Genomic DNA, 12,689 nt, shown 5'->3' on the forward strand with positions numbered 1-12,689 from the left:
GCGGTCGGAGCGATGAGTTTTCGGTGGGGTGGGGGTCCTACCCGCGACCGCCCGCCCCACCACAGGAGATCATCGTGGCCGAGAACGTCGTCAAGGGTCCCGCCAGCTACTTCCCCTCCATCGAGAAGAAGTACGGGCGGCCGATCGGCGAGTGGCTGGAGATCGTGCGGTCCTCGCCGCTCACCAGGCACATGGAGCTGGTCTCCTGGCTGAAGGCCGAGCACGGCCTCGGCCACGGGCACGCGAACGCGCTCGTGGCCCATGTCCGGGCGGCCGGCGAGGAGTAGGGCCTCAGGCCGCCAGCGTGTGGACCGTGCGGCGTTCGATCCTCGCCCTCAGGGCCAGGGTCGCCGCCGCCGCGGCCGTGCCCGCCGCCAGGGCCGTCCACCACAGCACCGCCGGGCCCAGGGACGTGTAGACGGTGACGCCCAGGGTCAGGGCCGCGAAGCGGGCCGTGCCCCACGTCCAGCCGAAGGCCCCCTGGTAGCGGCCGCGGGCGTGCGCCGGCGCCAGGTTGGCGACGACGCTCGCGGCGATGCCGGCCACCACCACCTCACCGAGCGACCAGACCACGACCGACACCGTGTAGCCGACGACCCCGTCCGCGAGGCCGGTGAGCGCCACGCCCGCCGCGATCAGCGCGCTGCCCGCGCTCTGTACCGCCAACTGCGGCAGCCCCGCCAGCCATGCCGTCACGAACGGCTGGAGGGCCACCACCAGGACCGCGTTGACCGCCGCCATCGCCCCGTACACCGCCGGGGAGAAGCCGCTGTCGTGGATCGCGAGCGGCAGGGCCACCTCGGTGAGCGAGTACACGAAGAGCTGGATCCCGAACAGGGGGAGGACGAGGAGGGCCAGGCGGTCCCGGAGGACCACTCCGTAGCCGAGCTCCTCCTTCTCCTGTCCGGACCCGCTCGGGCGCTTCGGCTCCTTCAGGCGGACCGTCACCACCAGCGCGTACAGGAGCATCGAGCCCGCGTCCACCACGAAGAGCAGCCAGTAGCCGTGGGCCGCGAGGTAGCCGCCCAGGACTCCCGCGGCCGCCGTTCCGATGTTCACGCCCCAGCCGAAGAGGGCGTACGCGCGCCGGCGCCGTCCGCTGTCGACCGCGTCCGCCAGCAGCGCGTACGCGGCCGGTGAGACGGTGCTGCCCGCCGCGCTGATCAGCAGCGCGGCCGCCGCCATCGTCCAGACGCCGGGCGCGAGGAACAGCGCCCCCTGCGCCGCCGCCGCGCCGATCAGACCGATGAGCATGGTGGGGCGGCGGCCGATGCGGTCGGCGAGGACGCCCCCGACGGCGGGGCCGAGGAGGTGGCCCGCGCCCAGGGCGCCGAGGACGTACGAGGTGTCGGAGCCGGTCACTCCCCGCGAGGCGAGGAAGAACACCAGGAACGGGGTGACGAGGTAGCCGAGGCGGTTGACGATCGTGCCGGCGAACAGGGTCCAGACGACGGGCGGGAGATCGCGAAAGGTGGTGGGCATGGGGGGAGGTTGCTTCCTCCACGCCCCCGGCCTCCAATGATTAAGGTGAGAGCGAATCCATTCGCCGTTCGGTCGTCACCTCATTGCTTCATCCTTGATCGCTCCATCGCTCCATCGCTCCATCGCTCCATCGCTTCCTCACTTCGCCACTTCGCCACTTCGTCGCTTTCTTACTTCGGGGGTACTCGCGCATGGAGTACGAGCTCAGCTTCTCCGCCGCCGACCTCGCCCAGACCCGCTTCGCCGTCTCTCCCCTCTGGGAGGTCGTCACCAGCTTCCGGGTCCTCGCCCGCCGGTCCGACTCCGCCCCGCACCAGCGCTGGGCCGCCCAGGTGCGGCCCCGGATCGTGCGCGCCGGGCTCGACCGCGGGCGGCTCGCCGGGCTCGTACCCGCCGACGGGTACCTCGCGGACTTCCTCAACCCCACCCCCGCCGGCCCCTTCCCCACCCTCGCCGCCGAGCTCGACGCCATCCGCCGCACCCCCGCCGGGCAGGTGCGCGAGGACCTGCGGAAGCTGGCCGTGGAGGGGGGCGACACCGGGCGGCTCCAGTCCCTGCACGACGATCCCGAGGCCGTCCTGCCGAAGGTCGCCGACGAGATCGAGACCTACTGGGAACTCGCCCTCGCTCCCTACTGGGCCCGCATCCAGAAGGTCCTGGAGGCAGACGTCTTCCACCGGGCCCGGCAGGTCGCCGAGCACGGTTCGGCCCGGGTCCTGGGCGAGCTCCACAAGACCGTGCGGTGGGACGACGGCACCCTGCGTCTCGTACGACGCCACTGCGCGCTCACCCGCGACCAGGCGGGGTCCGGGCTGCTGCTCGTCCCCTCCGTCTTCGTCTGGCCCCGGGTGCTCACCCGGTCCGTCCACCCCGACCCTCCCCAACTCGCCTATCCGGCCCGGGGCTTCGGTGGCGTGTGGGAGCCCCGTACCACCGCCGCCACGGACGCCGTCGCCGCCGTCCTCGGGCGTTCCCGGACCCTGCTCCTCGCCGCGCTCGACACCCCGGCCTCCACCACCCAGCTCGCCACGCACTCCGGGCTCTCCGCCGCCGGCGTCTCGCAGCACCTCATCGCCCTGCGGAACGCCGGTCTCGTCACCGCCCACCGCAGCGGACGCTCCGTCCTCTACGCGCGCACCTCGGTCGCCGATCAGCTCCTCAACCCTTAGGGGAGGCGGGAGGGGCAGCACCTAGTGCCGGGCGTCCAGGCCCGGTACTCCCAGGTCGGAGAGGCCGTCGAGAACCAGGTCGACACCGACGGCGGCGAGCAGGAGGCCCAGGAGGCGACCGAGGAGCTCGATCGTGGCGTGGTGGGTGTGAAGCAGGACCCGGGTGAGGAGCAGGACACAGACCAGGTCGAGGGCGATGACCGCCACGTACGCCCCGACCACCGTCGAACGCCAGCTGAAGGTGTCGCGGGCGGCCCCCTCGATGAGTACCGCCGTCAGGGCGAGCGGGCTCACGACGTACGGCATGAGCAGCTCGCGCACCCCGCTGAGCAGGTCGGGGGCGTCCTGGTGGGCGCCGTCGGAGCCGAGGTGGAGACCGAGGACGAGGCCGACGGCGTAGAGGAAGAAGATGAGGCCGCCCGCGAGCTGGAGGGCGGGGGTGCTGATGTGGAAGAGGTTGAGCAGCCAGGGGGACGTGATGCCGGCGAGGAGACCCACGAGGACGGCCGCGGCCGAGGAGATGAGGGCGATGGTCCGCAGCTGGCGGGCGGGGTGGACCTGGGCGAGGCCGGCGAAGGAGAGGAGCACCTTCGGCGGGCCGACGACGGAGAAGAAGGTGATGAAGGCGGCGGAGAAGGTGAATGCGTTCACGTCTGCATCATGAAGCGGGCAGGTGATTTATCCCGTTTTCGGGGTGCGCTTCCGCGTGGTGTCGGGAACGACGGCCCTCCTCGCTCCTCGCCTCCGGTCCCGGTTTCACGTGAAACCACGGGCCCCAGCCCCCCACTCTCCCGTTGGTCAAAATTTCACATTGCCCACTCGATCTCCCGTTGCGGACGTTACGGTTCCCGTGAGGCGCAGATCACAGTACGAGGGTCCGGGGGGACACATGCACGAGATGGTCAAGGGAGCCAACATCGGGCTGGCCGCCCTCAGCGAGGACGTCGGCACGGTCGTCGTCGGACTGAGCTGGAGCAGCGCGGCGGGCGACGGCGACGCCGACGTCTCGCTGCTGCTCCTCGACGGCGGCGGCAAGGTCCGTGGCGACGCCGACTTCTACTTCTACAACCGTCCCGCCGCCGAGGACGGCAGCGTGCAGCTCCTGGGCAAGGTCCCGACGGAGAACGGCAGCGAGGACCGGATCAGCCTGGACCTCACGGCGGTCCCCGAGGACGTCGTCCGGATCGTGGTGGCCGCGAGCCAGGACGGCGGTGCCCGCTTCGGCGACCTGGACGACCTGCGCATGACGGTCACGGACCGGTCGGGTGAGCTGTTGCTCGGCTTCTCCATCACGGACGCCACGGTCGAGACGGCCTTCATCTTCGGCGAGCTCTACCGGCGGAACGAGGAGTGGAAGTTCCGTGCCGTCGGCCAGGGGTACGAGACCGGGCTCGCCGGGCTCGCCACCGACTTCGGCATCACCGTCGAGGAGGACGACGAGCAGGGAGCCCACGGAGAGCTCGGAAAGCTCGGAGAGCACGGAGAGCACGGAGAGCACGGAGCCGCCGGAGAGTACGGAGCTCACGGAAAACCCGACGGGGGCGCCGCGGGCGGTGAGGTCGTCAGCGGTACGGAGAAGGACGGCGGTGCCGCTGTCGTTCCGGCGCCGCGGGCCCCGGTCATGGACTCGGTCCCCGTCGTCCACGCGGCTCCCGCGCCGGTTCCGGGCGGCGCTCCGGCCGCCGGGCCCGCCGGGCGGCGGCGTGGCACGCGTACGGCCAAGAAGAAGGTCACGCTCCCGAAGGCCGTGAAGAAGTCGCTGGCGGAGAACGACTCCTGGAAGCCCGCCCGGCTCTTCCCCGTGCCCTCCTACAAGAGCGACCGGGAGCGCGAGGTGCGGGCCACGTCGGTGCTGCTCTCCGTGATGGCGGAGGTCCCGGAGTTCGGCCGACGACTCACCGCGGGGTTCGGGGCGCCCGCCGGCCGGATGCAGACCTTCACCGAGGTGTCGCTCCCCCACGGGGACAGTCCGAAGCGTCCGGACGGCGTCATCCGTACGGAACGGGCCGGGAAGCTCTGGACCGCGCTCGTCGAGACCAAGACCAACGGCAACCCGCTGAAGACCGAGCAGGTCCAGAACTACATGGACATCGCCGCGCGGCGCGGGTACGAGGCCGTCATCACCCTGTCCAACGACGTGGCCCTGGAGGGCAGTCCCCTCGTCGAGGTCAAGACGGACGGGCGGCGCAAGCACAAGGTGTCGCTGTGGCACCTCTCGTGGGCCGAGGTCGCCCACCAGGCCCAGATGCTGATCCGGCACGAGGGCGTGGGGAACGCGGCGCACGCCTGGCTCCTCCAGGAGCTGCTCCACTACCTCCAGCACGAGAACTCCGGCTGCCACGGCTTCCAGAACATGGGGCCGGCCTGGGTGCCCGTGCGCAACGGCATCGACACCGAGACCCTGTGCCAGGGCGACTCCCGCGCCGTGGAGGTCGTGGAGAGCTGGGAGCGTCTGATCCGTCAGGTCTGCCTGCGGCTGGGCGGCGAGCTCGGCCAGAAGGCGCTGCCCGTGCAGCGGGCCAGGCGCGGCACCGACCCGCGGTCCCGCCGTGCGGAGCTGGCCGACCGGCTCTGCGAGGAGGGGAGACTGTCCGCGGAGGTACGGGTCGACGGCGCGCGGAGCATCCTGGCCGTGACGGCCGACCTCCGCACCGGGAAGATCCGCACGTCCATGGACGTCCCCGCCCCGGACGGCGCCTATCCGCTCTCGGTCGCGAAGCGCCTCCTGCGCCTCCTGGAGGAGGCCCCGGCCGATCTGCACGTGGAGACCCTGCTCGACGGGCGGAACGGTCCGCGCGGGACGCTGGAGCGGCTGCGGCCGGAACCCGGTGACCTGCTGCCGAGGGACGGGGCCGCCATCACCGGCTTCCGGCTTTCGCTCTTCAAGGGGATGGGCAGCGGCCGGGGTGGTGCGGAGTCGGGGTTCATCCGCAGCGTCGACGACGCCGTCGACCGTTTCTACGGGTCGGTCGTCGCCCACCTGGGGCAGTTCGAGCAGCGTCGGCCCGCCCGGGCGCGGCAGACGACCGAGCCCGTCGGCGTCGGCTGAGCCCGGGAGGCCGACGGTCGGCGATCCCCCGTCGGCCGACATCCTCCCGCCGACCGCCGACCGCGGCCGCCGACTGTCGGCCGCCCGCCGTCGGTGTGGTGCTCCAGGTGTCATCCTTGGACTACGACGGAGCCCCGGGTCGGGGAGTAAATTACCCCCTGGGGTATCTGTGGAGGAGGCGTTGTGGAACTCGATCTCGCGGGCGCGGAGCTCAAGGCCGTGCTGAACCGGCTGCGCCGGGCCCAGGGGCAGATCTCCGGGGTGATCCGGATGATCGAGGAGGGCCGGGACTGCGAGGAGGTCGTGACCCAGCTCGCCGCCGCCTCCCGGGCCCTCGACCGGGCCGGCTTCGCGATCATCGCGACCGGCCTCCAGCAGTGCCTGACCGAGGTCGAGGACGGCCGCAAGGACGGCGAGGACCGCGACGCCATGCGGGCCCGGCTCGAGAAGCTCTTCCTCTCCCTGGCGTGAGTGCCCGCCCGGCGGAACGGAGCCTCAGGCGTCCGCGAGACCCTTCAGGCGCTTCGTGATCCGGGTGAGGCGTTCGCCCTGGTAGCGGGCGGCGGCGAGGACGTTCTCGTCGGGCTCGCCGTGGGCGCCGGGGTGGGCGGTCCCGTAGGGGTTGCCGCCCGCCGCGTACACCGACGGGTCGGTGAAGCCGGGCGAGACGATGACCGAGCCCCAGTGGTGGAAGGTGTTGTAGAGGGCGAGCAGCGTCGACTCGTTGCCGCCGTGGACGTTGTGGGCGCTGGTGAAGGCGGTCGCGGGCTTGTCCGCCATGACGCCCCGCTGCCACAGGCCGCCCGACGTGTCGATGTACTGCTTGAGCTGCGCGGCCACGTTCCCGAAGCGGGTCGGGGAGCCGAAGGCGTACGCGTCCGCCCACTCCAGGTCGTCGAGCGTGGCGACCTCCAGGTCACCGGTGGCGTCCACATGGGCGCGCCAGGCCGGGTTCGCGTCGATCGCGGCGTCCGGGGCCAGCTCGGCCACCCGGCGCAGGCGCACCTCCGCGCCCGCCTTCTCCGCGCCCTCGGCGACGGCCTGGGCGAGGCGGTGGACGGTGCCCGTGGCCGAGTAGTGGATGACGGCGATCTTGACGGACATGACGGACTCTCCTCTGTGTATTTCCGAGTCTTTCCGGGGTCTTCTGACCGGAGTCGGCCGAAGCAGGCGAGCGAATTGCCGAAGCGGACAAGTGGATCACTGTCCGCTTCCCCGGTTCGAGGCTAAGCGGATCACTATCCGTTTCGCAAGGGGGGCGGGTATGCTCGGTTCAGGAGCGCGAGCCGCGAGTGGTCCGGGGGACAGGGACGAAGGACAGGAGTCCGCAGAGATGAGCACCGAGAACACGCGGGCCGGGGAGCGCGCGACCGCGCCCCCGCTCGGCCTGCTCCCCACCCTCGACGCCCCTACCCCCGAGCGCGCCGACGCGGCCCGCAACCGGCGCAGGATCCTCGACGCGGCGGCCCGGATCGTCGCCGAGAAGGGTCCCGACGCCGTCACCATGAACCAGGTCGCCCACGCCAGCGGCATCGGCGTCGGCACCGTCTACCGGCGCTTCGGCGACGTCTCCCAGCTCCTGTGGGCGCTCCTCGACGACCGCGAGCGCCAGTTCCAGGAGGCGTACATGAGCGGTCCGCCGCCGCTCGGGCCCGGCGCCCCGACCGCCGAACGGCTCGACGCCTTCCTCGACGCGCTCGTCGACCGGGTCGCCGAGCAGCGCGCGATCCTGCTCGCCGCGCACTCCGCCGCGCCCCGCGCCCGGTACCACAGCGGCGCGTACCGGGTGATGCACACGCACGTCGCCCTGCTCATCGGGCAGCTCAGGCCGGGCTCGGACGGCGCACTCCTCGCGCACCTGCTGCTCGCGCCCTTCTCCCCCGACGTCATGCACCACCTGACCGTCGAACAGGAACTGTCGGGCGCGCGCCTCAAGGCGGGCGTACGGGAGCTCCTCACCCTGCGGGAGAGCCCCTAGGGGGGCCCGGCGGATCAGGGCCCGAGGCTCTTCGAGGGCGTCAGAGCGGTCGCGACGGGGTCGAGACCGGTACGTACGCCAGGCCGTCGTACTCCTCCCCCGGCACCACCGGCACCACGTTCCGGCGGTAGACGAACCGCGCCACGTACGCCCCGTGCGTGCGTGCCGGGTACGTCCGCCGCGTCCACTCCTCGTGCGCGCGGGAGCGCAGGTCCAGCAGCCGCACGCCCGCCGGTTCCGAAGGAGCCACGGCTTCCGGGGAGACTCCGGGCTCCGGCGGGGCCACGGCTTCCGGAGAGGCCCCGGGCTCCGCAGGGGCCGCCGCGAGCAGCGCCTCCAGGTTGTCCGGGCCCGCCGGGCCGATCCGGTTCACCGCCACCCGGGACGGCCGGTCCGGACGCGGTCCCCACGGGCCCGGCCACATCCGCCGGGCCCGGAAGGCGCCCTCGCCGAAGAAGAGGCCGAGCGCGTAGTACGCGGGCCCGTACCGCTCCCGCAGCCGGGCGCCGAGCGCCACGCCCCGGACGCCCACGTGCCCGTTGTGCGCCCACACCGCGACCCCGGCGCCGCCGGACGCGGCCACGGCCTCGTCGACCCCGTCCGCCATGTGCCCGTCCCTGATCCGCCACAGCCGCTCACCGGGCTCGGCCGTGGCCACGTCCGCCGCCCTCGCCAGGACGCGGGCGTGCCACCGGTCCACGGGGCCCGAGGCATCCGCCTCCAACTCCGCCGCCGCGGCCAGGAGTTCCGCCCTGCGTTCCGGGAACCGGCCCGGCTGCGCGTCCGCCAGGACGGAGAGGACCCCCGCGTGCTCCGGGCCGAAGTGCGCCACCGACGCCCCGCTCCGCTGCGGGTCGATCCCCGTGAAGCCGATCCGGTCCGCGCGGGGGCGCCCCCGGTTGTAGGAGCGCGTCCACTCCAGGAGGTCCAGAACCTCCCGCGTCCGCCAGGTCCAGAACCCGAGGCCGGTCAGAGCGGTCGCCGCGTCGCCCGCGCCGTCCCTGACGTACGCGTCGACCGCGAGCCCCGCCGAGGCGCTCGCCTCCATCGCGAGCGTACGGAAGCCGTGTTCGGTCACCAGGTGCGCGAACAGGCGGTGCTTGAGGCGGAAGAACTCCGCCGTCCCGTGCGTGGACTCGCCCAGACCGACGACCCGCACCCCTCCCAGCGCCGCTCCGAACTCCTCCAGACCGTCCACACCCCGGAACCTATCTGGACCTCCGGACGCCGGGAACGCACGATCACGCCATGACGACCGAGAACGACGCCACCGAGCGCGATGCCGACGAGCGCGGTGCCGACGCCAAGACCTTCCTGATCCTGCACGGCTTCGAGAACCACCGGCCGCCCGGTCACTGGCAGCACTGGCTCGCCGGGCGGCTGCGGGAGCGCGGGCACGAGGTGCGCTATCCGCAGCTGCCCTCGCCGGACGCGCCCGTGCTCGCGGAGTGGCTCGACGCCCTGGAGGAGTACGGGAAGCGGCCCGCCCGGGGCGAGTTCGTGGTCCTCGCGCACAGCCTGTCCGTACTGCTGTGGCTGCGCGCCGGCGCGCGCAGGCCGGACGCCGACCGGGTGCTGCTCGTCGCCCCGCCCTCGCCGCCGGTGACCGCCTCGATCCCCGAGATCGCCGCCTTCGCCTACGGGCTCGACCTCACGGAGACCGGCCTCGGGGCGCGTCTCGTGTACGGGGACGGTGACCCGTACTGCCCCGAGGGCGCCGACCTGCACTACGGGCGCCCGCTCGGCCTCGACCAGGACCTCGTACCGGGCGGCGAGCACCTCAGCCCCGCCGACGGGTACGGGGACTGGCCCTCGGTCCTGGAGTGGTGCGAGGACCCGTCGGTGCGGGTGAGGGGGCGGTAGAGCCCCCTAGGGGTTACGGGAAACCCCGACAGGGGCGGCCAAGGCCCCTGCCGGGGCACCCGGATGTGCCCGGAGGCACCCGGAGCCGGTCCCCGCGGCCCTCGACCGCCTCACGCGGACCCGGTCCCGGCAAAGGCGGTGAAAGCCGACCAATCGCAAGGGAATTGAGAACTCCAGATTTCAATCCTGTTCGACCCGGCAGGAATTGCGACGAATCTGTTCACAGAACACCCCCGAGATCGCTAACTTCCCCTCAACCTCGTCCGTACCGGGAAGGACTTCTGTGAACGCATCCCAGCGCCGGGCCGCGGCCATCCTCGCCGCCGCCGCCCTCGCCGCCCCGCTGGTCCTCGCCTCCCCCGCCACCGCGGGACAGGACCCCACGGCCGCACCCGCCCGCGATGCCGCCAAGCTGGCGAAGAAGCTGGTCCGCGACACCACCGCCAAGGACGCCTACAAGCACCTGCAGAAGTTCCAGGCGATAGCCGACTCGGCCGGCGGCCACCGCGCGGCCGGCTCGCTCGGGCACGACGCCTCGGCCGCGTACGTGTACACGCAGCTCAAGAAGGCCGGGTACGACGTCCGGTACCAGAAGTTCGACTTCGAGTACACGCAGACGCTCGCCGAGAAGGCCTCCGTCGTCTCCCCCGCGCCCCGCGCGTTCGACATCAAGGCCATGACGTACACCAAGTCCACCCCGGTCGGCGGCATCCGCGCCGAGCTGGTGGCGGCGCCCGTCGACGCCGACGCCACCAGCGGCTGCGAGCCGGGCGACTTCGCCGCCGGCGCCTTCACCGGAAAAATCGCCCTCATCCAGCGCGGCGGCTGCGCCTTCGCCGTGAAGCAGCAGAACGCCGCCGCGGCCGGCGCCGTCGCCGCCGTCATCTACAACAACGCCGACGGCGTCCTCTCCGGCACCCTCGGGGACGCCGCCTCCGGGAAGATCCCCACCGGCGGCATCACCCTGGCCGAGGGCAAGGCGCTCGCCGCCGACCTCGCCAAGGGCCCGGTCACCCTCTCCCTGGAGATCCGCCAGCTCCAGGAGCGGCGCTCCACCAACAACGTCATCGCGGAGACCAGGGCCGGCAACGCCGCCAACACCGTGGTGCTCGGCTCCCACCTCGACTCCGTCACCGCGGGCCCCGGCATCAACGACAACGGCTCCGGCTCCGCCGGCCTCCTCCAGACCGCCCTGAAGCTGGCCGAGTCGAAGGACAAGGTCCGCAACAAGGTCCGCTTCGCCTGGTGGTCGGCCGAGGAGAACGGCCTCCTCGGCTCCGAGCACTACGTGCAGAACCTCACGGAGCTCGACAAGAAGGAGATCAAGCTCTACCTCAACTTCGACATGATCGCCTCGCCGAACTACGGCCTGTTCGTGTACGACGGCGACGACTCGGACGGCGTCGGCGCCGGCGCGGGCCCCGCGGGCTCGGCCCAGCTGGAGCGCGACATCAACGAGTTCCTCGACAGGAACGGGCACCCGCACGAGGGCACCGACTTCACCGGCCGCTCCGACTACGGCCCGTTCATCGAGGTCGGCATCCCCTCCGGCGGCACCTTCACCGGCGCCGAGGGCATCAAGACCGCCGCCCAGGCGGCCAAGTTCGGCGGCCAGGCGGGCGTCGCGTACGACGTGAACTACCACGCCAAGGGCGACGACCTCAGCAACGTCAACATGAAGGCGTTCGACGTCAACATCGACGTCATCGCCAACGCCGTGGGCACCTACGCCCACGACATCTCCTCGCTCCGCAAGCCGGTCGTCTCCGTCCCGACCACCGGCGACGCGGGCAGCGGCGGCGGCCTGCACGACGACCACCACGAGGTCACCGAGTAACAGCCGCGAGCGGTCGGTGAGGGCTCCCCCGTCCCGCGGGGGAGCCCCCGCCCCGTTCCCGGCGGCCCCGTCCGGGTGACGGGTGCCCCCCCGGAAGGGGGCCACCGGATCGGGTGCCGGACCGCCGACGGGCCCCGTGTCTCCGGGCGGCGGCGACCCGCCCGCGCGCGTGACGGCACCCGGATTCCGGTTCGTCACGGTTCGCACCGGCATCCCATGCGGTGCGCGTGGCTGCGCCGGGAGCCGCTCGCCCGGTAGGCTTTCCGTGTGATCTTCAAGCGCATCGGAAACGGAAAGCCGTATCCCGACCACGGCCGGGAAAGCACCCGGCAGTGGGCGGACGTCGCCCCGCGCCCGGTCCGCCTCGACCAGCTGGTCACCACCAAGGGCCAGCTGGACCTGGAGACCCTGCTCGCGGAGGACTCCACCTTCTACGGCGACCTCTTCGCGCACGTCGTGAAGTGGCAGGGCGACCTCTACCTCGAGGACGGGCTGCACCGCGCCGTCCGCGCGGCGCTCCAGCAGCGCCAGGTGCTGCACGCGCGCGTCCTCGAACTGGACTGACGACCGTCCGGAAGGCGGAGGTCACTGACCCTTTCGGGGGCAGTTCCTCCCCATCCGGACGCGATCACATGATCATCAAGTAGGCATCACCGACGGGCGGCATTACGCTGCGCTCATGAGCATGCTCACTCCCCCCGGCATGGGCGGAAAGTACCGCATCACGGGGGATGTCTACCCGCGCATGCGCCGCCCCCACCGCAGGCGCAGGATCGTCCTCGCGGCCACCGCCGCCGTGGTCGTGCTCGGCGCGGCCGGCTGGGGCACGCTCCAGCTCGTCGACGTGTTCTCCGGTGACACGGGCACGAAGGCGGCGGCCGGGAAACGGGCCGACTGCAAACCCGCCCCCACCCCCACCGCGCCCGCCGCGGCGGCCCTGCCCAAGCCCGCGCAGATCACGGTCAACGTCTACAACGCGACCCCGCGCAGCGGACTCGCCAAGACGACGGCCGACGAGCTCAAGAAGCGCGGCTTCAAGGTCGGCAAGGTCGGGAACGCGCCCGCCGCCTACGACAAGAAGGTCCCAGGCGCCGGGCTGCTCCTCGGCGCGCCCGCCGCCACCAAGGGCGCCTTCCCGGTCCTCGGCACCCAGCTCGCGGGCGCCACGACCAGGACGGACGCCCGGACCACGGCGGACGTGGACCTGATCATCGGGACCGCCTTCAAGAACCTGTCCCCGAAGACGACGGCGGACGCGGCCCTGGTCGCCCTGACCAGGCCCGCGCCCGCTCCGGCCGGGAAGTGCTGAGG

General features: G+C 72.4%; 13 protein-coding genes. 9 read left to right on the plus strand and 4 right to left on the minus strand.

Annotated features, from left to right (window positions below; translation table 11 throughout):
- The first annotated feature begins 74 nt into the window (after positions 1-74).
- Complete coding sequence (locus ACFY7E_RS08930) at positions 75-287, plus strand: DUF4287 domain-containing protein (RefSeq protein WP_389482368.1); 213 nt, start codon at positions 75-77, stop codon at positions 285-287.
- 4 nt (positions 288-291) lie between these two features.
- On the opposite strand, the gene ACFY7E_RS08935 is transcribed toward ACFY7E_RS08930, so the two are convergent.
- On the minus strand, positions 292-1,482 hold the full coding sequence (locus ACFY7E_RS08935) for an MFS transporter (RefSeq protein WP_389482370.1): 1,191 nt from the start codon (positions 1,480-1,482) through the stop codon (positions 292-294).
- 191 nt (positions 1,483-1,673) lie between these two features.
- Here ACFY7E_RS08935 and ACFY7E_RS08940 point away from each other — a divergent pair, with 191 nt between their 5' ends.
- Entirely contained in the window at positions 1,674-2,651 is a 978-nt protein-coding gene (locus ACFY7E_RS08940; protein WP_389482372.1) for a DUF5937 family protein, read from the plus strand.
- 21 nt (positions 2,652-2,672) lie between these two features.
- Here ACFY7E_RS08940 and ACFY7E_RS08945 read toward each other — a convergent pair whose 3' ends face one another.
- On the minus strand, positions 2,673-3,302 hold the full coding sequence (locus ACFY7E_RS08945) for a MarC family protein (RefSeq protein ID WP_389482374.1): 630 nt from the start codon (positions 3,300-3,302) through the stop codon (positions 2,673-2,675).
- A 238-nt stretch (positions 3,303-3,540) separates the two neighbouring features.
- Here ACFY7E_RS08945 and ACFY7E_RS08950 point away from each other — a divergent pair, with 238 nt between their 5' ends.
- Entirely contained in the window at positions 3,541-5,700 is a 2,160-nt protein-coding gene (locus ACFY7E_RS08950) for a TerD family protein (protein ID WP_389482376.1), read from the plus strand.
- Positions 5,701-5,883: 183 nt separating this feature from the next.
- Positions 5,884-6,171, plus strand: coding sequence for a metal-sensitive transcriptional regulator (locus ACFY7E_RS08955; protein WP_383437089.1), 288 nt, complete (start codon positions 5,884-5,886; stop codon positions 6,169-6,171).
- A 24-nt stretch (positions 6,172-6,195) separates the two neighbouring features.
- Here the strand turns inward: ACFY7E_RS08955 and wrbA are convergent, their stop codons facing one another.
- A complete protein-coding gene (gene wrbA / locus ACFY7E_RS08960) occupies positions 6,196-6,804 on the minus strand; it encodes an NAD(P)H:quinone oxidoreductase (RefSeq protein WP_389482378.1) in 609 nt (202 codons plus the stop codon).
- A gap of 229 nt (positions 6,805-7,033) precedes the next feature.
- On the opposite strand from wrbA, the gene ACFY7E_RS08965 reads away from it, so the two are divergent.
- Complete coding sequence (locus tag ACFY7E_RS08965) at positions 7,034-7,678, plus strand: TetR/AcrR family transcriptional regulator (protein ID WP_389482380.1); 645 nt, start codon at positions 7,034-7,036, stop codon at positions 7,676-7,678.
- Between the two features lie 40 nt (positions 7,679-7,718).
- Here ACFY7E_RS08965 and ACFY7E_RS08970 read toward each other — a convergent pair whose 3' ends face one another.
- Entirely contained in the window at positions 7,719-8,876 is a 1,158-nt protein-coding gene (locus ACFY7E_RS08970; RefSeq protein ID WP_389482382.1) for an erythromycin esterase family protein, read from the minus strand.
- A gap of 50 nt (positions 8,877-8,926) precedes the next feature.
- On the opposite strand from ACFY7E_RS08970, the gene ACFY7E_RS08975 reads away from it, so the two are divergent.
- The 4 genes from ACFY7E_RS08975 to ACFY7E_RS08990 all read left to right on the plus strand — a co-directional run bounded on the left by ACFY7E_RS08975 (position 8,927) and on the right by ACFY7E_RS08990 (position 12,687).
- A complete protein-coding gene (locus ACFY7E_RS08975; protein ID WP_389482384.1) occupies positions 8,927-9,541 on the plus strand; it encodes an RBBP9/YdeN family alpha/beta hydrolase in 615 nt (204 codons plus the stop codon).
- Between the two features lie 283 nt (positions 9,542-9,824).
- Positions 9,825-11,378 carry a M28 family metallopeptidase gene (locus tag ACFY7E_RS08980; RefSeq protein ID WP_389482387.1) on the plus strand — a complete coding sequence of 518 codons (1,554 nt, stop codon included), beginning with the start codon at positions 9,825-9,827 and terminating at the stop codon, positions 11,376-11,378.
- A gap of 267 nt (positions 11,379-11,645) precedes the next feature.
- Complete coding sequence (locus ACFY7E_RS08985) at positions 11,646-11,942, plus strand: type II toxin-antitoxin system VapB family antitoxin (protein ID WP_030209440.1); 297 nt, start codon at positions 11,646-11,648, stop codon at positions 11,940-11,942.
- Positions 11,943-12,057: 115 nt separating this feature from the next.
- Positions 12,058-12,687, plus strand: a complete 630-nt coding sequence (locus tag ACFY7E_RS08990; protein ID WP_389482389.1) for a LytR C-terminal domain-containing protein — start codon at positions 12,058-12,060, stop codon at positions 12,685-12,687.
- The last annotated feature ends 2 nt before the right edge of the window (positions 12,688-12,689 follow it).

It is taken from the genome of Streptomyces sp. NPDC012825 (genome assembly GCF_042900925.1).
Taxonomy (GTDB): domain Bacteria; phylum Actinomycetota; class Actinomycetes; order Streptomycetales; family Streptomycetaceae; genus Streptomyces.